The 20,468-nt window shown below is 66.0% G+C and carries 13 protein-coding genes; 4 read left to right on the forward strand and 9 right to left on the reverse strand.

Annotation, left to right across the window (positions count from 1 at the left end; all coding sequences use genetic code 11):
• Positions 1 to 57: 57 nt before the first annotated feature.
• The 8 genes from AC3WTD_RS14765 to AC3WTD_RS14800 all read right to left on the reverse strand — a co-directional run bounded on the left by AC3WTD_RS14765 (position 58) and on the right by AC3WTD_RS14800 (position 13,064).
• Positions 58 to 1,920: a tetratricopeptide repeat-containing sulfotransferase family protein gene (locus AC3WTD_RS14765; protein WP_492614232.1), complete on the reverse strand. Its 1,863-nt coding sequence runs from the start codon at positions 1,918 to 1,920 to the stop codon at positions 58 to 60.
• Positions 1,921 to 2,024: 104 nt separating this feature from the next.
• A complete protein-coding gene (locus tag AC3WTD_RS14770) occupies positions 2,025 to 4,901 on the reverse strand; it encodes a TonB-dependent receptor plug domain-containing protein (RefSeq protein WP_492614233.1) in 2,877 nt (958 codons plus the stop codon).
• Between the two features lie 1,068 nt (positions 4,902 to 5,969).
• Positions 5,970 to 6,809 (reverse strand): M1 family aminopeptidase, encoded by an 840-nt coding sequence (locus AC3WTD_RS14775; protein WP_492614234.1) that lies wholly within the window; start codon positions 6,807 to 6,809, stop codon positions 5,970 to 5,972.
• Complete coding sequence (locus AC3WTD_RS14780; protein ID WP_492614235.1) at positions 6,743 to 7,714, reverse strand: gluzincin family metallopeptidase; 972 nt, start codon at positions 7,712 to 7,714, stop codon at positions 6,743 to 6,745. Before AC3WTD_RS14780 ends, AC3WTD_RS14775 begins: the two co-directional genes overlap by 67 nt.
• Before the next feature lie 66 nt (positions 7,715 to 7,780).
• Positions 7,781 to 9,172 carry a leucyl aminopeptidase family protein gene (locus AC3WTD_RS14785; RefSeq protein WP_492614236.1) on the reverse strand — a complete coding sequence of 464 codons (1,392 nt, stop codon included), beginning with the start codon at positions 9,170 to 9,172 and terminating at the stop codon, positions 7,781 to 7,783.
• A gap of 100 nt (positions 9,173 to 9,272) precedes the next feature.
• The gene (locus AC3WTD_RS14790) at positions 9,273 to 9,971 is read right to left on the reverse strand and encodes an HAD family hydrolase (RefSeq protein ID WP_492614237.1); all 699 of its coding nucleotides are present in this window, start codon (positions 9,969 to 9,971) and stop codon (positions 9,273 to 9,275) included.
• A 12-nt stretch (positions 9,972 to 9,983) separates the two neighbouring features.
• Positions 9,984 to 11,324 (reverse strand): LysM peptidoglycan-binding domain-containing protein, encoded by a 1,341-nt coding sequence (locus AC3WTD_RS14795; RefSeq protein WP_492614238.1) that lies wholly within the window; start codon positions 11,322 to 11,324, stop codon positions 9,984 to 9,986.
• A gap of 348 nt (positions 11,325 to 11,672) precedes the next feature.
• The gene (locus AC3WTD_RS14800) at positions 11,673 to 13,064 is read right to left on the reverse strand and encodes a Do family serine endopeptidase (protein ID WP_492614239.1); all 1,392 of its coding nucleotides are present in this window, start codon (positions 13,062 to 13,064) and stop codon (positions 11,673 to 11,675) included.
• A gap of 355 nt (positions 13,065 to 13,419) precedes the next feature.
• On the opposite strand from AC3WTD_RS14800, the gene AC3WTD_RS14805 reads away from it, so the two are divergent.
• From AC3WTD_RS14805 to AC3WTD_RS14820, 4 genes are all read left to right on the forward strand, one after another.
• Positions 13,420 to 16,740, forward strand: coding sequence for a ribonucleotide reductase barrel domain-containing protein (locus AC3WTD_RS14805; RefSeq protein WP_492614240.1), 3,321 nt, complete (start codon positions 13,420 to 13,422; stop codon positions 16,738 to 16,740).
• A 61-nt stretch (positions 16,741 to 16,801) separates the two neighbouring features.
• A complete protein-coding gene (locus AC3WTD_RS14810; RefSeq protein ID WP_492614241.1) occupies positions 16,802 to 17,440 on the forward strand; it encodes a hypothetical protein in 639 nt (212 codons plus the stop codon).
• A 104-nt stretch (positions 17,441 to 17,544) separates the two neighbouring features.
• Entirely contained in the window at positions 17,545 to 18,294 is a 750-nt protein-coding gene (locus tag AC3WTD_RS14815) for a TSCPD domain-containing protein (protein WP_492614242.1), read from the forward strand.
• 327 nt (positions 18,295 to 18,621) lie between these two features.
• Positions 18,622 to 19,176: a ClpP family protease gene (locus AC3WTD_RS14820; protein WP_492614243.1), complete on the forward strand. Its 555-nt coding sequence runs from the start codon at positions 18,622 to 18,624 to the stop codon at positions 19,174 to 19,176.
• A gap of 245 nt (positions 19,177 to 19,421) precedes the next feature.
• Here the strand turns inward: AC3WTD_RS14820 and AC3WTD_RS14825 are convergent, their stop codons facing one another.
• Positions 19,422 to 20,042, reverse strand: coding sequence for a transposase domain-containing protein (locus tag AC3WTD_RS14825; RefSeq protein WP_492614244.1), 621 nt, complete (start codon positions 20,040 to 20,042; stop codon positions 19,422 to 19,424).
• Positions 20,043 to 20,468 lie beyond the last annotated feature (426 nt).

Below are 20,468 nucleotides of genomic sequence, written 5' to 3' on the forward strand. Positions count from 1 at the left end.
GCGCGGGACCCGCGGCGCGCCTTGCGCAACCCGGCCTTCGCCGGCCGCGGGCAAGCGTCAGTCCGCATAGCCGAGCTGCTGCATGACGGGGCGCAGGGTGGGCAATACCGGCTCGAACCATTCGCGGTAGGCGTGCCAGCGCCCCACCGCCTTGCCGTTGATGCCCTGGGTGACCTGGGCATAGCTCGGGGTACTGATGAACGGCTTGCTCCGTGCGTGTTCCGAAAAGCGTGCCATCGGCGACGCATCCTCGATGCCGAGGAATTCGCCGAGGCCGGCAACGCTGGCCTCGAAGCGGCTGACCACCGATTCGTAGCGCCACTCCAGCAACTGCGGCGCGAATACCTCGACCTGCTTTTGCCATTGCCCGAAGGCCTGCACGTAGCCATCCGCGAGGCGCTGCAACGACGAGCACAACACCATGAAGGCGGGCGAGCGGAATGGCTGCATGTAACAGCTGAGCAGCACGTCGCAGGGGTGGCGCAGGCACAGGATGATGCGCGCTTGCGGGAACAGCCGCATGATCATCGGCAGGCACAGCATGTTGAGCGGATTCTTGTCCACCAGCCGGCGCCGTCCCCGATCCGGCAGGGCACGGCCGACCCGGCGGAAGTAGACGGCGCGCAACTGGTCGGCTTCCGTCTGCGTCAGGTTTGCCAGATCGGCCGGGTAGTGCTGGCCGAACAGTTCCATGCCTTCGATCAGCTCATGGATGAAGGCACGCTCGTCCATGGACTGGAAGTCCGGGTGGGCATCGAGCATCTGTTCCAGCAAGGTAGTGCCGGAACGCGGAAAGCCGACCACGAAGACCGGACTTTGCCCGGCGGAAGGCGAGGACAGCGGATGCCAGGCCTCATGGGCGGCGCGGCTGACGACGCGATCGGCCATCTGCAACGGTTGGCTGTCGGGTGCCAGCAGCTCCGGCAGCACGTTCCGCGCAATATCCAGTTGTGCCGCATGTGCGGTCTGCAGCGCTTGCCAGGCCTCATGTTGCTGGCCCTGCTTGTCGCAGGCAGAGGCCAGCCCAAACGCGGCGCCGGCCCGGCTCTGGTCGTCGGGGGCAACGGCAAGCACGCGCTGGTACAGCGCCGCGGCGCCGGCATGGTCGGCGCCGCGCATGGCCAGTGCGGCATGCGCGCTCCAGCCCTCGGCGCGTGCGCTCTGCGCTTCCGGTGGCAGCCGGTCGAGCGTGCCCAGCGGCAGCTCCAGCAGCTCGTCCCGCGCAAGCTCGACCTGGTTGCTCCTTTCGTGCAGCGCGATCCGTTGTGCGGCGATCCGCAGCAGCATCACCCCGGAATCGGGTCTAGGAGGCAACTGCGCGTGTGCCAGCGTGCGCAGCGCCGCATCCAGGTCGCCCTGCACGGCCAGCATCGCGGCCAGGACCAGGGCCTGCTCGGCGGGTTGCGGCGGCCAGTCGATGGCTCCAGCCAGCATCGCCTCCTGGCTGCCGTTGTCGCCGCAGACGTAGCAGGCATGCGCCGCCTGCAAGCGGGCTTCGATGAAGTGCGGCTCGAGGGCCACCGCATCCATCAGGGTCTGTCGGGCCGGCAGCCAACGTCGCTGCTGGAGGTAGAGCAGGCCGAGGTTGTAGAGCACCTCGGCATCTTCCGGTGCCAGCGACTGCGCCTTCAGAAAAGCCTGTTCGGATGCCGCCGTATCGCCTGCGTGGCGACACGCAAGGGCCAGGTTGTTCCAGTACGCGGAGACCTCCGGCCGCAGCTGCGACAGCCGATGAAACGTCGCTGTGGCCGGGCCGTAGCGATGGGTGGCCTGTTGCGCCAGGCCGAGCCACAGCATGGCGCTTTCGTCCGCGTCGCCGGTTTGCGGGGCCTGCGCCGCGAGGGCGATGACGTGTTCCATCTCGCCGGCGTGGTAGGCGGTGGCCATGGCGTTGGCGAGTGCGCTGGTTGGGGTAGGCATGCCTTCTCGATCGATCGTCCGCCGAGCCCCATTATGCAAGAGGGCCGCGAGAGTATCCCGCGGCCCTCCTGGGCAGCTTGACGCTTTCCTGGGTGATCAGGAAATCAGAACTTGAACGTGGCGCGCATCCAGTAATAGCGTCCGAGCGCGTCGTAGGTGGCGGTATCCACGTTGTAGTTCAGGCCGTTCTGGTAGACCAGCGGCGGAGCCTTGTTGCTGAGGTTGTCCACGCCGAGGTCGATCCGGGTATGCCATTCCGGGATCGCATAGCCAACCTGGATCGAGTGATACAGCACCGAGGCCATCGGTATGTTGACTCCGGAGAAGCTGGCGTCCGCATTCAGGTTGGTCAGATGGTGGATGTAGCGCGTCTGCCACTGCGCACTCCAGTTGCCCTTCGCCCAATTGAGCGTGCCCGTCCCGCGCCAGCGCGAGATGTTGCCGAACTGCTGGGAGTAGGTACCGGCGTAATTGACCGTCTGCGCGCCGGCTTGGCCGGGAGTGGCGTTGTTCTTGTAGCTGGAGAGATAGGTGGTGGAAAGGCCGGCCTTGAAATTGCCGGGGTCGACGCTGCCCAGGTCGAAATGCGGGATCTTGTAGTTCAGCGTGAAGTCGATGCCGGTGGTGCTCAGGTTGCCCAGATTGACCACCGGCGTATTGATGACGTTCACCTGGCCCGGCTGCTGGGTGGTGGTGTTGTAGCGATTGATGAACGAGCAATACGGGCTGCTGTTGTTGGCGAAGCACGCATTGACCACCGTCGACGCCTGAATCGGTGTCAGCAGGTCACTCAGGTAGATGTGCCAGAAGTCGACGCTGGTGGACAGGCCATCGGCCCAGCTGGGGTTGTAGACCAGGCCGAAATCGATCGATTTGCCCTGCTCCGGCTTGAGCGAGGCACCGACCGTCTTGGCGCCGGCGTAATAGGTGTTGACCTGGGCCGGTGAGTTGCCAGCCCAGTTGACCGGGACGTACTGGCAGGCGGCGGGGTGCTGTGCGAGCTGGGCGGCGGTGAGACCGACGCAGGGGTCGTTCAAGTTCGGCTGGACCAGGGTGACGCCGTCGTAGAGTTCATCCAGATTGGGGGCGCGGAATACTTCGGAGATGGTGCCGCGCAGCAGCAGATCCTCGATCGGGCGCCACTCGATGGCGATTTTCTTGTTGTTGGTGTTGCCGGAGGAGCCGTACTTGGAGGCACGGATACCCACGTCGAGGTTCAACGAATACGCCCACGGTTGCTGTGAGAGCAGCGGGATCAGCGATTCGGCATAGACTTCCTTGACGTGGTCGGCGCCACGACCCGGCGAACCGCAGGCTTCCTGCAGTATCTGGCAGCCGCCGGTGGCGAGGTTGAGGACAGCGTCGGGTGACACCGTGTAATTCATCGATTGATGGCGGTACAGGGCGCCGACGGCCAGTTGCACGGCACCTGCCGGCAGATCCCACAACTCGCCGTTGGCATCGATCTGGACTTGCTTGGTGGCATTGGTGAATACGTACTTCGGGGTATCCACGCCGGCCTTCAGGGCGGCCGTCTGGTGGGCCTGGTCGAAGATGTTCACGCCGCTGTTGATGGCCGCCTGGAAGTCGGCGATGTTGACCTCGTTGTAGTCGCGCTGCACGCGATTGGCATGGCCGTAGTTGAGCGTGGCATCCCAGCTCCAGGTGCTCTGGCCGAATGTGCCGCGCAGGCCCGTGTTGATCTGCACGTTGGAGGTGGTGTACGTGTGCAGGCGCGTACCGAGCCCGGTCAACCGGGTGTTGAAGCCATAGCCGGTGCCCGGAGCACCCGGGTGGGCGGGATCCGTGCCGAACGTAACCCCGAACGGATTGATCGGGTTGCTGGCCAGCACGTACCAGCCGTCGCTGTTGGCCGAGGTCGGCGCGGGCGCGTCCTGACCGCTCGACTGGGTGTGGTTCAGGAACGCATCCGCGAAGAAGGTCAGGTTGTCCGCCAGCTTGTAGTTGCCGAGCACGAAGGTGTTGAAGCGCCGTTGCGCGGTCTGGATGTAGTTGAACGCGTTGTAGTTGTACGCATCCGGGTTGCCGCGGTCGCAGCGATAGTCGCTCACGCTCGATCCATTGCCTTGCGCCAATGTGATGTATTGGGTCGGGCAGGTGCCGGCGGCTTTGGCGGCGATCGACGCGGGCGTCTGGATCTTGCCGGTCGGAAGGGTGCTGGAACCGGCCGGGCTGATCACGCCGCTGGACAGGTACAGCTGGTGCGCGGAGTACTTGCGCTGGGTGGCGAGCACGGCGTCGTACTTGTTGTAGTCCATGCCGCCGACGATGTTGTAGTTGTCGCCGCTGGCGCCGGCGGTCAGGCTGATGCCGTGCCGATGGCCATCGCCGTGGTCGGACTCACCCACGTTGACACTGGCTTCGGCGCCCTTGTAGTCCTTGCGCAGGATGAAGTTGACCACGCCGCCGATCGCATCCGAGCCATACACCGTCGAGGCGCCCTCGGCCAGCACGTCCACCCGCTCGATCATGTTCTGCGGGATCATGTTGAGATCGGAGTTGGCCATGCGCTGGCCGTCGATCAACATCAGCGTGCGGTTGGTGCCCAGGCCGCGCAGGGAGACGCGCGCCGCACCGTCGCCACCTTCCAGCAGGGGGCTGGCGACACCGCCGCCATTGCTGTTGTTCTGGGTGTTGGTGGCATTGCCGGAAATGCTGGGCAGCTGTTGCAGCACGTTGCCCAGGGTCGGGCTGCCGGCATTGGTGATCGCGGCGCGATCCACGGTCACCACCGGACTGGACGTCTCGGCGTCGACGCGACGGATCAGCGAGCCGGTGACGACAACCGCCTCGAGATTCTTTGCCTTGCTTTTTGCGGCTGGCGCCGGCGTGACCTGCTTGGCGGCCGGTGCATCGCTGGTGGTCGATTCCTGTGCCTGGACGGCGCCCGCCGCCGCAAAAATGCCCACGCTCAATGCCAGACGCACGGCCAATGACAGGTGATTCAAGTTGTGTTTCATGTGTTATCCCCGTTTGAAGTAGAGAGTTCCCCGTGCTTTCCCGGCGTGTCGGACGCGGTACGGATGGGTACCGGTCGCGCTAGGTCAGGCACTAATTGCTCGATGGCGGCAGTCCGTATTTCTCGGGCGGAACGATGCTGCCGCTGAAGCCGCTTCGGGCCTCGCCGTGCTGCAAGCCTTGGTTACCTTGCCTGCAGACGGATGGTGCACCCGTCGCCGGACTAGGTGACGCTGAACGGATGGCGGCCCTGCAGGTGGCGTGCGCTCGGCGGTATGTCGATGAAAAGTGCGGTGGGCGTAGCCAGTGGGGGCTGGCCAGGAGGCAGTACGCGATGCATCTAGTTCTCCCCGATCGTAGTGAATGGTCCGGGATTCATGAAGGCGGCGCTTCTTGTGATTCAATCCCTGATGAGCGCTTCCAGCGGCCCTCTTAATGGGGCGCGTGTCGCCATGATCCGGTGTGTATGACACAAGGCGGGTGGGTTTCGCCGAGAGCGGGCCGTATCGCAATATATTGCGATACGGCTGGCGCGGGCGACGGAAGACACAGGCCGGTATTCAGGATCACACGGAAGCGGAGAAAAAAACAGCGTCATGACATCAGTTTTGTTTTCCGTGCCAACCCGGCACTCGTTCAGCGCGGGGCGCCGACGGCCGGGTCCGCATCCGTGATAGCCGTATAGACGTCCGCCATGGTACGCACGAGACGGTGCGGCGAGCTGCTTCTCGCTGATCGTGTGGTGCCGGCATCTCCTGTGTAACGGGCATCGAGCGGCTGGACAGACGTCGGTGTCGCACGTACACCCTGCACTGCAGGGCGTCCTCCGCGCGAGAGGATCCGCATGACGTGTTGCCGAACGTTGCGCCTGCCGGTGGCCTGGCCTCAGCCAGCATCATCCGCCTGTATGCCACGATCTTGTGGCCGGCATGCTGGCCGGTACGGCTGCGTACGCTTGCCGGACTGTCTGCTACCGCTGACTGATACCCTGGCGCAGAAAATGCGCGGCCTGCGCGGCGCGTTGCCCGGCAGCGGTTGACGGGTGCGCCGCGGCGGCGCGCCCGCGGCTCTCACCGTTTCGCTGCCTCGCGCTGCGCAGGTTGCTGTTTCATCCACTGCTGGAATTCGGTGATGCGCGGCTCGTCGCGCAGCAGTACCGAGTGCGGATCGATCATCACCAGCGCGCCGGTGGGCACGGCGAGGCTACCGGCGTCGTCCGTCATCGGCACGATGTGCACGACGTCGCCCACCTGCACCTCGATCGGCATCGGGAACGGCTTGCCGTGTCCGGTGATCCAGCGCAGCGTCGGCGTGTCGCCGTCGCGCTGCTGCTCTAGCCGCGGCAGCGCGGCGTCGCGCAGGTAGACGTCGAAGAACCAGTCGAGCCGGCGCCCGCTGACCTGGTCGACGATCGCGACGTAGTCGCCGGTGCTGGCGTAGCGCGGGCTGAAGTTGCCGAGTTGCGGGTCGGGGCGGCCATAGACCAGCCGGCGGATGCTGTCGAAGAAGGCCTCATCGACGATCAGCTGGCGCAGCGTGTGCAGCATCAGCGCGCCCTTGTTGTAGATGTCCTGACCCGGACCGGCCTTCTCGTCGTAGACCTGTTCCTCGGTGCGGCTGCTGCCGGAGACGATCGGATGGTGGTTGCGCAACTTCAGGCGCAGCTCGTGCAGCCAGCTGAAATAGTCCATGTCGCCGTTGAGGTACTGGCTGTACAGCGGCTGCATGTAGGTGCCGAAGCTCTCGTGCAGCCACATGTCGTCCCAGCCGGCGTTGGTCAGCTGGTTGCCGAACCACTCGTGGGTGAATTCGTGCTGCAGCAGGCTGTCGTAGCCGTAACAGTTCAGGCAGTAGCGGTTGCCGTAGGCGTCGATGGTCTGGTGCTCCATGCCCAGGTGCGGGGTTTCCACCACGCCATCTTCTCGTCGCCGAACGGGTACGGGCCGATCTGCTGCTCGAAGAAATCCAGCATATGCGGGAATTCGCCGAACAGCTGCTGCGCCTGCGCCTCGTGCCCACGCAGGTACCAGAACTGCATCGGGATGGTGTTGCCGTAGCGGCTCTTGTAGTCCGCCTTGAGCTCGTCGAAGGGGCCCACGTTGATCGAGATCGCGTAGGTGTCCGGCTGCCTGGCGCGCCAGTGGTACGTATGGCTGTCGCCTGCGTCGGTGACGCCGACCAGCACGCCGTTGCCGGGCGCGGCCAGCGTCTTCGGCACGGTGACGTAGGTGTCGACCAGGTCGGGCTTACCCTGCGGCTGGTCGATGCACGGCCAGAACAGGCCGCAGCCTTCGCCCTCGACCGCGCTGGCCACCCACGGCTGGCCGTCGGCGCTGTGGCTCCACACGAAGCCGCCGTCCCACGGCGCCTTCTTCGCCACATGCGGCTTGCCGCCGTAGCGGATCGTCACGCTGACCTTGTCGCCGGCGGCGAGCGGCGCGGGCAGCCGGATGCGCAGGCGGCCGTCAGGGTTGCTCCAGGCGTCGGCGGCGAGCGGTTGGCCGTCCAGCGCGATCGCGCCGATCGCGAGGTTGCGGTCCAGGTCCAGCAGCAAGGTGTCGGTGGCGGACTTCGCGGTGAAGCTCAGGATGGCGCACGCGTCGATGCTTTGCGTAGCTGGCACCACCGTGAAGTGCAGCTCGGCATGGTCGAAGTGCACGCGCGCCTGTTCGGCCGGCATGGTGCCGCCGGAGTTCAGCGTCTGCGCGGTCAGCGACGGCTGGGCCGGCGCCACGGTTCGGGCGACCGGAACGCTGGTGCAGGCGGCGAGGCCGAGCGCTACGCTGATGGCGAGCAGGTGCAGGCGGGAACGCATGGATGCTACCGACAGAAGGGATTCCGCAGGATGCAGTCTTTCACCCGGGCGCGACAACGCCGGAAATCATGCCGCGGCCCGGCCACCGTAGCGCTGCCGCAGGAACGCGAACATCGCGCGCAGTCCCATCGCCTCGCCGCCGCGCGGGCGGCCGGGGCGGTCGGCGTCGTTCCAGGCGTAGGTGTCCAGGTGCAGCCACGGCGTGCCTTCCGGCACGAAGCGCTCCAGGTACAGCGCCGCGGTGATCGCGCCGGCGTGGCGTGACGCGCCGGCGTTGGCGAAGTCGGCCAGGTAGGAATCGAGCATCTTGCGGTACGGCCGCCACAGCGGCAGCCGCCACAGCGGGTCGTCGACCGCGCGGGCGGCGGCGAGCAGCGCGACGGCCGCGGCTTCGTCGTTGGCAAACAGCGCCGGCAGGTCCGGGCCCAGCGCCACACGGGCGGCGCCGGTGAGGGTGGCGAAATCGAGCATCAGCTCCGGCTGCTGTTCCGCGCCGTAAGCCAGCGCGTCGCACAGCACCAGGCGACCCTCGGCGTCGGTGTTGTCGATCTCCACCGAATGGCCGGCGCGGGTCACTACCACCTCGCCCGGGCGCAGCGCGTTGCCGGCCACCGCGTTTTCCACCGCGGGGATCAGCAAGGTGAGGCGCACCGGCAGTTGCGCCTGCATCACCAGCCCGGCCAGCGCGATCGCGTGTGCGGCGCCGCCCATGTCCTTCTTCATCCAGCGCATGCCGTCGGACGATTTCAGGTCGAGCCCGCCGGTGTCGAAGCACACGCCCTTGCCGACGATCACCAGCTTCGGGTCCGCCTTGCGGCCCCAGCTCAGCTCGACCAGCCGCGGCGCGCGATGGCTGGCGCGGCCCACCGCGTGGATAGTCGGGAAGTTCGCCTTGAGCAGTTCCTCGCCGACCCAGTCGCGCACCTTCGCCTGGTGCACCTTGCCGAGCCGCCTGACAGCATCGCCGAGCTGCTCCGGGCCCATGTGCTCGGTCGGCGTGTTGACCAGGTCGCGCACCAGCACGGTGGCTTCGACCAGCGGCGTCAGCTGCTGCAGCAGGTCCGCCGGCACGGCGAGCCGGGCCGGCGCGCGCTTCGCCTGGCGATAGCGGGTGAACTGGTAGGCGCCCAGCGCCCAGCCCAGCGCGGCTTGCAGCGGATCGGCCAGCACGCCTTCGTCGGCGAGATGGTAGGTCGCTTCGGGCAGGCTGCACGGCAGCGCGGCCAGCGCTGCCAGCGGCTCGCGCGGATCGACGGCCGCCAGCACGCGCACCGGCTTGCCCGTGGCATCGGACAGCAGCGCGTACGTGCCCGCCGCCGCCTCGAAACCGCTGTCGGTCAGCCAGCGTCGCTGCGCCGCGGTGAGCCGGCGACGGGTCGCGGCGTAGTGTGCGGCGTCGGTGGTCTCGATGGCGATGCTGCGGCGGTTGCCGGACTGGCGTTCGATCAGGGCGGACATGCGGGATCCTTCGGGCTTGCGGCGGCACGGTGCGCCACGACATGGGCGATGAGCCGGCAATGATGCGCGCATCGCGCACAGCTTGCCTATGGTCCCTTGGTCAGCGGGCGCCGTGCGCGTCGAGCCAGTTGGCCAGCTCGGTCATGTCGCGCAGGTCCAGCTCCGGCGCCACGCCCAGTTCGGCTGGCCAGGGCAGGCCCGCGCGGTTGATCCAGGCGGTACGCAGGCCGGCATCGCGGGCGCCGGCCATGTCTATCGCCGGATCGTCGCCGACGTGCAGGATCTGCCCGGGCGGCACGCCCAGCCGTTCGGCCGCGGCCAGGAAGATGCGTGGGTCGGGCTTGGCCACGCCGCTGTCGCGCGCGCAGACGTGGTGGGCGAAGTGCACGTGGATGCCGATACGCTGCAGGTCGGCGTTGCCGTTGGTCAGGCTGGCCAGCGGCCAGCGCGTGGTGATCCGTTCCAGCGCGGGCAGGCTGTCCGGGTACAGCTCCACGCGGTTGCGCGCGGCGAAGTAGATTTCCCATAGCGCTTCCACCGGCGCGTCATCTACGCCGCAGGCGGCGAATGCCTGCTGCAGGGTGAGCTGGCGCTGGCGGGTGAAGTCGTGCGCCAGGTCGAGCCGCTCGGCGGCGACCTGCAGGCGCAGCGCGCGCATGGCCGCGATCGGCCAGGCGCGGGCGACCTCGGGGTGGTGCTGCCGCAGCCACGCGTCCACCGCCTGGTCGGCGCGTTCGAGCGCCGGCAGCACCGGCCACAAGGTGTCGTCGAGGTCGAGCGTCAGCGCGAGGATCGGCACGTCCGCGCGGGCTTAGCGGTCGCGGAGGCGCAGCACCTGGCCGAGCTTGAGCTGGTCGTTCTTCAGGTGGTTCCACTGGCGCAGCTGGGCCACCTCGACCGAGTGCCGCTTGGCGATCGTCGACAGCGTGTCGCCCTTGGCCACCTTGTAGGTGGTCAGCGCGTGGCTGGCGTTCGCGTCGACCTTGCCGAAGTCCTTGCCCACGCTGCGATCGAACGAGGTAGCGCTGCCGCTCGCATGGTCCACGCCGGTGACGGTGGCGTCGCTCACGCTGCCCTGGATCCGGCTCAGGCGGGCGTTGTCCTGTGCTTCGGCGCGGCGGCGCTCGACCGCCTGCCGGGCCGCCAGCGTATCGGGCGAGGTCGGCGCGATCGCGGCGCGTGCCGCGTAGGTGGCGCCCGGCGCCGACAGCGGCGTGCCGCGGACCGGGCGCGCGCCCGCTTCGGCCAGGATCCGGCTGCGCCGCGAGGTGTCCAGCGCCACCAGTGCCGCACCGTCCTGGTAGGGCAGCACCGCGTGCTTGCGCAGCGTGGCCTCGGCCGGCGCGGTCTGCATGAAGTCGATGAAGGCTTGCGCCTGGGCGGCCTTCGGGCTGCGCGGGTTGGTCACCAGGTACAGCGGGATGAACAGCGGGTAGCTGCCATCGGCGATATTGGCGGCGGTGGCCGGCTTGCCGTCGATCGGGATCGCCTTGAGCTTCGGGTTGCCGCTGATGCTGGCCAGGGTGCTCACGCCCAGGCCGTTCGGGTTCAGCGCGATGCCTTCCTCCAGCTTGCGCGTGTTGACGTACAGCCGGGGCGCCGCCACCGGCTGGTTGCCGCGGCCGAACAGCAGCTCGCGCAGGCTGTATTCCACGCCGTCGCCGGGGCTGGCCACCGCGTAGACGTCGATCGGCGCGTTGCTGCCGCCGACTTCGCTCCAGTTGTGGATGCGGCCGTAGTAGATGTCGTGCACCTGCTTCAGGCTGAGGCTGCGCACCGGGTTGGACGACTGGGTGACGATCACCAGCGCGTCCCACGCCACCGGGGTGAAGGTGAGGTTCGCGTTCTGCGCGCTGTTGTCGCTGGCGCGCGCGCTGCCGGCCAGGTCGGCGGTGCCGCTGGCCACCGCGTCGATGCCCGAGGCGGTGTTGAACGGCTGCAGCTCGATCCGCCCGTGGCCGCTCTTCTCCCACGCCTTGGCCACTTCGTTGACCACGCCGTTGGCGGTGGCCACGTCGCCGCGCCACACCAGGCTGCTCTTGGCGGGAGTGCTGGCGTGCTGCGCCTTGGACTTGCTCTTGGCGAACGCGGGAGTGGCGAGACAGGCCCCGATCAGGGCAACGGACAACAGGCGGGCAAGACGGACGGACATGATGGTGGGGAGCCCCGGGGTCAATGGGTGTGGAGGGAGAGGCGCGAGTATGGCGCCTCGCGGGCGCACACTGGGTGAAGCGGTGCGCGTATTTCATCGGCCCGAATGCAGAACATCAAGCGCTTTCACCGCTTCGCGCGGCGGCACGGGCCCAAGCTGTGCACCGGGACACGGCGCGTGGGCGATCCCGGCCACGCTTTCGCCTGAACGGTTTTGGCCCAAGGATGCACTGAACGGGTCAGCGCATCCTTGGAAAGGTCTTCTTGCCCGTCATTCCTGCGAGGCGCGTTTCAACAGCCTTCGGCCGCTGAAACGCGCCTCGCATGGTGCGCAGAACCCAGCGCGTCCCTAGTTCACCACCACGTAGCGCGTGCCGTCGTCGTCGGCGACCACCAGCACCAGCTGGCGCGGTTTCACCCCAGCCAGCCCGCGCAACATGTGCAGGCTGGTGATGCGCTGGCTGCCCACGCCGATCACCACGTCGCCGGCGCCCAGCCCGGCGCGCGCCGCGCGGCTGCCCGGCTGCACCGCGCTGACCGCCGCGCCGTACCAGCCCTGGTTGCGCTGGCCCTGGCTCAGTTCGCTGAAGCGCACGCCGGCCAGGCGCGGATCGAGCTGGCCGCCGTCGACGCTGGCCAGCTTCTCCTCGGTGAGCGTAGCGTTGACCTCGCGCAGCTTGCCCTCGCGCAGCACGCCCAGGCGCAGCGTGCTGCCCAGCGGCAGCAGGCCCTCGGCGTTGTTCAGTTCCTGCACGTTGTGCAGCGGCTTGCCGTTCAGCGCGGTCAGCACGTCGCCCGGCTGCAGGCCGGCGTGCGCGGCGGCCGAGCCGTCGGTCACGCCGGTGACCACCACGCCGTTGCTGTCCTTCAGGCTCAGCAAGCGGGCAATGCGCGGGGTGATCGCCTGGGTCTGCACGCCCAGGCTGCCGCGCTGCACCTTGCCGTGGGCGAGCAGCTGCGCCATCACCTCGCTGGTGAGGTTGCTGGGGATGGCGAAGCCGATGCCCACGTTGCCGCCGGATGGCGAGAAGATCATGGTGTTGATGCCGACCAGTTCGCCGTGCAGGTTGACCAGCGCGCCGCCGGAGTTGCCGGGGTTGATCGAGGCGTCGGTCTGGATGAAGTTCTGGTAGCCCGAGCCACCCAGCCCCGAGCGACCCAGCGCCGAGACGATGCCGGCGGTAACCGTCTGGCCCAGCCCGAACGGGTCGCCCACCGCCACCACGTAGTCACCCACCTGCAGCGCGGAGGAGTCGGCCAGCGGCAGCGCCTTGAGGTTCTGCGCCGGGATCTGCACCACCGCCACGTCGGTGGCCGGGTCGGTGCCCAGCAGCTTGGCCTTGAACGTGCGCCCGTCCTGCAGCGTCACGCTGATGTCGTCGGCGCCGCCGACCACGTGGTTGTTGGTCAGCACGTAGCCCTTCGCCGCATCCACGATCACGCCCGAGCCCAGGCTCTGCTCGACCCGTTCGCGCGGCGTCGCCGGCAGGCCGAAGAACTGGCGCACCATCGGGTCGTCGAAATACGCATCGCGCACCTGCACCCGCGTGGTGGTGGAGATGTTCACCACCGCCGGCGTCACCCGCGTCAGCATCGGCGCCAGCGAAGGCATCGGCTGGCCGCCGACCGCGGCCGGCAAGGTGGCCGCGCGGCCACTGGCCGGCACGCTGCCGAAGGCGACCACGGCCAGCGTCAGCAGGCCGGTCAACCAGGGCACGAGGCGCGAAGGCAGCTGCAACATGGGGTCCTCCTGAAAGCGACGAAAGCGGCGCAGGTTCGACCGATGGGCGGCGCCACGGTTCCATGGGGCCGCCTGCACGCGCCGGCCTTTGACAACCGGCAGCGAGGAGGGTTAACTTGCCTACCCGATATCAACCACAACATCTTGTGTTAACTAGCTAGCGCTCAGACTAGCACTGGTGTCGACCGTCGCGATCTTGGGGGAGAGTCGTTGCCGTCGGAAATCAGCTGGCGCATGGGCCGGGGGGCATCCCCGCTGGCCCTTCAGGCGCCGCCCACGTGGCATCAGCAACAGTGCCGTATCGAATAAAAAAACAACGCCGGCCGCAAGGTCGCAGCGAGAGGTCAGGAAGCCAATGAGCACAGTGCGTGCACCAGCCACCAATCCAACCACCGGCGCGAACCCAGGCTCGGGCACGCCGGCCGCCAGCCGTGACGCCGCCGTGGAAATCCCGCTGCAGCCGGCGTCCTACGACATCTGGGACAAGAAGTATCGTCTGAAGGCGAAGTCCGGCGAGCCGGTGGACGCCACCATCGACGGGACCTACCAGCGCGTGGCGCGCGCGCTGTCCGAGGTGGAATCCAGCGACGAGCTGCGCGGCCACTGGTACGAGCGTTTCCTGTGGGCGCTGCGCCGCGGTGCGATCCCGGCCGGCCGCATCACCTCCAACGCCGGCGCGCTGGCGCACAAGCCGGCCACCTCCACCATCAACTGCACCGTCTCCGGCACCATCCGCGACTCGATGGACGACATCCTGGAGAAGGTGCACGAGGCCGGCCTCACCCTGAAGGCCGGCTGCGGCATCGGCTACGAGTTCTCCACGCTGCGCCCGCGCGGTGCATACGTGTCCGGCGCCGGCGCGTACACCAGCGGCCCGCTGTCGTTCATGGACATCTACGACAAGATGTGCTTCACCGTGTCCAGCGCCGGTGGCCGCCGCGGCGCGCAGATGGGCACGTTCGACATCAGCCACCCGGACGCCAAGGAATTCATCCGCGCCAAGCGCGAGGATGGCCGGCTGCGCCAGTTCAACTTGAGCCTGCTGATCACCGACGGCTTCATGCATGCGGTCGAGCACGACCAGGACTGGCCGCTGGTGTTCCCGGTGCACGTGAAGGAGCAGGACGAGATCGACCTGACCGACCCGGCCCAGGTGGTCTGGCGCGAATGGCCCACCCACGAGAACTACGTCGACCGCGCGGACGGCCTGGTCGCCTGCAAGATCTACAGCCACATCCGTGCGCGGCACCTGTGGGACATGATCATGGTCTCGACGTACGACTACGCCGAGCCCGGTTTCATCCTGATCGACAAGGTCAACGAGATGAACAACAACTGGTGGTGCGAACACATCCGCGCTACCAACCCGTGCGTCACCGCTGACACCCGCCTGGCGACCCAGTACGGCATGGTGCCGATCGGTGAACTTTATGCGGCGGGCGCGCCGCTGGAGGTGTCGGTCGACCGGCGCGCGCTGGAACTAGAGGGCCGCGGTGTCGAGACACGCCAGGCCAAACCCGCTTTCATGACTTCGTCGAAAGCGCCGGTTTACCGCGTCACCACCGAGGACGGCTACGAGATCAAGGCCACCGGCTGGCATGATTTCTACACCGAGCGCGGCAAGATCAAACTGCGCGACCTGGAAGTCGGCGACCGGCTCCTGGTGCAGTCCGGCAAGGGGCAGTTCGGCAATCAGGGTAGTGAAGACCTGGGGCTGTTGCTGGGGCTGATCGCGGGTGACGGTCACTTCACCAATCGCGGCCAGGATCAGCAGGCGGCCATCGTCACGCTATGGGGCGAGGAGCGCGCTCTGGCCGATCGCGTGGCAACGGTGATCAACGGCCTGATCGCGCACACCGCCACGGGCGACCATCGCCAATACCGGGTATCTCCCGTGGCGGTGCCGGATCGAAACCAGATATTCATCCGTTCCGTCCTGCTGGCGCGCTTGCTCGAGCACTATGGCTTCACGGCGGCGACCAAGCTGCGTGTGCCCGAGGTGATCTGGCGTGGCAGCGAGCACTGCGTCAGGGCCTATCTGCGCGCTTTGTTCCAGTGTGATGGCACGGTCAATATTTCGGGTCGCAGTCTGAGTTGCTCGGTTCGGCTTGCCTCCAGCCAACCCGACCTGCTCAAGGACGTGCAGACGTTGCTGGCCAATTTCGGAGTGTTCTGCCGCATCAGGAAACGTCGTGCAGCGGGTCGGCGCAGTTTGCCCGATGGCCATGGTGGAATGCGCAGCTATGCGTGCGAGGCTGACCACGAGCTGATCATCGATGGTGAGTCGCGCGAGCGTTTCATGGACCAGATCGGTTTCCTGCTGGCGACCAAGACGCAGCGCTACCTCGACTGGCGCGAAGGCAAGGCTCTGCGCAAGACGCAGCGCTTCACCTCGCGCATCGCCACCATCGAATTCATCGGCGAACAAGCCGTGTTCGACACTACCCAGCCCGACCACAATGCGGTGATCTTCAACGGCCTGGTGACAGGGCAGTGCGGCGAGCAGCCCTTGCCGCCGTACGGCTCGTGCCTGCTCGGCTCGGTCAACCTGACCACCTTCGTGCGCGACCCGTTCGGCCCCAAGGCGCGCTTCGACTGGGACGAATACCGCGAAGTGGTCAAGGTGTTCACCCGCATGCTCGACAACGTGGTGGAGATCAACGGCCTGCCGCTGGAGCAGCAGCGCAACGAGATCATGGGCAAGCGCCGCCATGGCATGGGCTTCCTCGGCCTGGGCAGCACCATGACCATGCTGAAGCTGCGCTACGGCTCGGCCGACGCGGTCGCCTTCACCGAAGAGGTGTCGCGCGAGATGGCGGTGGCCGGCTGGGAAGTCGCGCTGGAGCTGGCCAAGGAAAAGGGCGCCGCGCCGATCCTGCTGCGCGACTACACCGTCACCGGCGACATGCTGCGCAAGCGCCCGGAAATGACGCAGGACGGCTGGAAGGTCGGCGACAGCATCCCCGGCCGCGTGCTGCATGCGAAGTACAGCCGCTACATGCAGCGCATCGCCACGGTGGCGCCGAACCTGGTCGGGCAGCTGGCCGAGACCGGCGCGCGCTTCACCCACCACTCGTCGATCGCGCCCACCGGCACCATCTCGCTCAGCCTGGCCAACAACGCCAGCAACGGCATCGAGCCCAGCTTCGCCCACAGCTATTCGCGCAACGTGATCCGCGAGGGCAGGAAGACCAAGGAAAAGATCGAGGTGCTCAGCTACGAGCTGCTGGCCTATCGCGCGCTGATCAACGCCGACGCCGAGATCTCCGGCGACGAGCCGGCCAACAAGCTGCCGGACTACTTCGTCGCCGCCGACGACATCAGCCCGAAGCAGCACGTGGACATCCAGGCGGCCGCGCAGCTGTGGATCGACTCGTCGATCTCCAAGACCGCGAATGTGCCCACCGACTACCCCTACGAGGACTTCAAGGACATCTACTTCTACGCCTACAAGCAGGGCCTGAAGGGATGCACCACCTTCCGCTTCAACCCCGCCGCGTTCCAGGGCGTGCTGGTCAAGGAAGCGGACCTTGAAAGCACCCTCTACCGCTTCGAGCTGGAAGACGGTAGCGTTGTCGAACTGAAAGGCAATGAGCAGGTGGAGTACGACGGCGAAATGCACTCCGCCGCCAACCTCTTCGATGCCTTGAAGGAAGGCTACTACGGCAAGTTCTGAACCGCCGTCCCTGCAGCCGCGGGCGGCAACTCAAAGCGGTCCACCGGAGGGGAACACCAGCATGTCCATCGATAACGAAGTTGAAGTGAGCAACACCACCGCCACACCGGTCGCCGCCGAGGCGCCCGCCGTCGTCCTGCCGATTCTGCCGGACGTGCCGCCCGCCGCGCCGGTGGCCGCACCCGCGCCGGCGAAGAAGCCGGCGGCGAAGAAGAAGGCTGCACCGAAGAAGGCTGCACCGAAGAAGGCCGCCGCCAAGAAGAAGGCAGCGCCCAGGAAGGCTGCGGCCAAGAAGAAGGCCGCGCCCAAGAAGGCTGCAGCGAAAAAGACCGCGCCGAAGAAGGCTGCCGCCAAGAAAGCCGTGAAGAAGGCGGCGAAGAAGGTTGCGAAGAAAGCAGCGGTGAAGAAGGCCGCGAAAAAGGCCGTCAAGAAAGTCGCGAAGAAGGCCGGCGTGGTGAAGAAGGCCGCGAAGAAAGTCGCCAAGGTGGTGAAGAAGAAAGCCGCCAAGGCCACGAAGAAGGTCAGCAGCAAGAAGACGGCCGGCAAGAAGGCCGCACCGAAGAAGGCGGCAGCGAAGAAGTCCGCCAGCAGGAAAGCCGTCGCCAAGACGGCCAAGAGGTCCACTGCCAGCAAGAAGGCGGGCACCCGGTCGGCAGCGCGCAAGCCTGCCGCCAGGAAGGCCGCCGCAAAACGGAAGTAAGCGACACCCGCATCCGGCCCGGCCGCTGCGCCGGGCCGGATGACCTTCGCCGCACGCCGCGTCCACTCCGGCATCGACACCCATAAATAGAAGAAGCGAACACCATGGCGATCAAGATCGACAAGAAGATCACCGGCTACAACGTGGTCAAACCCGAAGACAAGGTTGCCGCCACCCCGGTCGCCGCCGCCGCGCCGAAAGAGGCGCCGATGGCCGAAGTGATCCAGATGCATGAGAGCGTGGAGCGCCCCGAAACCCTGGTCGGCTCCACCTTCAAGATCAAGTCGCCGCTGTTCGAGCACGCGCTGTACGTCACCATCAACGACATCGTGCTCAACGCCGGCACCAAATACGAGCAGCGCCGCCCGTTCGAGATCTTCATCAACTCGAAGAACATGGACCACTTCCAGTGGATCGTGGCGCTCACCCGCATCCTCTCCGCCGTGTTCCGCAAGGGCGGCGACGTCACCTTCGTGGTCGAAGAGCTGAAAGCCGTGTTCGACCCGCGCGGCGGCTACTTCAAGGCTGGCGGCGTGTACATGTCCAGCATCGTCGCCGAGATCGGCGGCGTGATCGAGCAGCACATGAAGAACATCGGGCTGATCCACGATCCGGAGATGGACGAGGCCACGCGCAAGCTGATCGCCGAGAAGCGCGCCGCCTACGAGGCGCTCGGCGCAAAAAAAAACTCTGAAGTGAGCGCAGCTTCCGCGGCGCCGGCCGAAGCTGCGTCCTCCGAGACACTCACCTTTCCCGCCGGTTCGATGATGTGCGACAAGTGCAACACCAAGGCGCTGGTGCTGATGGACAACTGCCAGACTTGTTTGAATTGCGGGTATTCGAAGTGCGGGTAAATTGTGGCCCGCAGGTCTGAGCTCAATTCTTGCTGCCTGCACCATGGAATCAATGATTTATGTGCTTTTGGTCTCGCTGGTATAGATGCGGTGCCTGCAAGATGTTCTCGGTTTGGGGCTAGAAATTCGTGAGGTTGCGACGTCCTCCCGGTTTTGAGTAGCACGGCGGGTTGTCGTTGGGATGCTCGCCAGATTCTGATGTTCTGGCGAACCAGGTATCACATCGCTCTTTGAATGGCGACGATCGCACTGGCGTGGCCAGTGGTAGGTGGTTGGCTGGGATGCGAAAAGCCCCGCGCTTGGCGGGGCTACTGAAAGGGGGATGGAATGCCTGATCTTGCCGGAAGCAAAACGGCCTATCTTGGATTCTGCGGTGCCATTGACTCTGCGTCAGTGACCAAGATCTGCCAGATGATCAATACCGCCGTCAACAATGCCTTCGACGATATCTATTTGAACTTGAATTCGCCTGGAGGTTACATGGGCGATGGCATCTATCTCTACAACCATCTTCGAGCGCTGCCTATTCCTCTGACCATCCACAACACGGGATCAGTCAGTTCCATAGCGGCCACTGTCTTTGTGGCCGGGACACGTCGCTTCTGCACGTCGAACGCCATCTTCATGATCCATCCGGTCACCATGGGATCGAATGGAATGATGGCGGCAACCGCTCTAAAGACTGCTCTACAGGCCGCGTTGCATGATGAGCAGAGAACTGAGGCTATTCTCCGCGACCGTACCCATATCCCCGACGACGTCTTCGCCAAGCGATTGACCCAAGACGTCTATCTTTCCTCCACCGAGGCGCTTCAGTTCGGCTTGGTGCACGAGATCCGGGACTTCACGTTGCCTCCCGGCAATCAATTGTTCCAGATCTGATGGACCCGGCTCGTAGCCAGGCGCGAACGACCCATGAAGCGGCGACATGCTGACGTACTTGATCATGGCGCTTCTCCGTCCCCCTGATGTCCCTGAAGCCGTGGCGAGTCTGGCACAAGCCAACTGAACTGCACCATAGGCCAATGGTCGTTACCGTGCTGTGCTGCATGAAAAATAAGCAAGAACAGCGCCAAGACCACCCCGAAAGAGGTGGATAAATTGATAACGAGGTCAAGTTCACTCATCTAGCTCTCAGAAGTGAACCGGACCCCGTTTTTGTAGGCCCCGAACGCTGCCGCTCGGATCAGATGGGTATGCACGTCCATCAGACAGACCGCGCGTACCTGCGGCCAGCTCCCTTCGCCGTGTTGCGAATGACCGCCACCGAAGACGTCACGATGTTCGGCGGTATCTTGCGCCGACCACACCACGCCATCGACAGCGAGCAGGCGCAGTCCCTGGAACAGTCCGGTCGCAGGAAGCGGCGCGGCACACCATGCACGGCTGATCTGATCGAACAGATGCGCCAACGGCGCTTCGCCCAGCCGCTGGCGTCCTTGCACCGTCGCGCTCGGTGCGGGTGCCACGCGCGTCTCGCTGTCCAACGCCAAGCCCAGCTGGCGCACGATGTGCCATACCGGTTCATTGCGAAACAAGGCCAGCCCGATGACCAACCAGATCAGCCGTTCGGCAGGTAGGCGGCGACGGCGTAGCGAGGCCGTGCCGGTGGTCTGCAGGGCGTGCTCGATCCAATCAGCAGGAATCAGCTGCCCGAAACGATCGAACGCCTCCGGGGATAACCTCGTTACCGAGCACAACTCGGCTTGCAGCGCCGGGATCAAAGCAAGAGGCTCATGGAAAAGCATGAGCCTCTTGGGTCATTCCTGCTACGTCAATACCCTAACTGACTGGCATTAGCCCACGGCCCCGTTTTTTTTCCGTTATTCGAGATGCACCTGGCTCTGGCTTGCGGGGTGGTGGTGCAACGGCTGCTTCTGGCCTTGGATTCAACCGATCGACGCAAGCAGGTGTAGGGGGATTAGGCCAAGTTATCGAGGGTAGGTTTCGGCCGCCCCACTGGACGCCGCTTGCGGCCCTCTGGGGAAGCATTGCCACCTAAGCGGCGTCGACTATCTATCGGAGGCCACGGATTCCCGCGAAGGGTCGCGGCCGCGCGCCGTTTGGATTGCACGACTCAGACCAGCAATACGAAAGGGCAGTCGGTGGATCGTCGGTTGCGGGAGGTGAGTCGGCGCCGGCCCCGTGCTGTGTCAGTCCGTGAGACGAAGCCT

This window comes from Rhodanobacter sp. FW106-PBR-R2A-1-15, assembly GCF_058789735.1.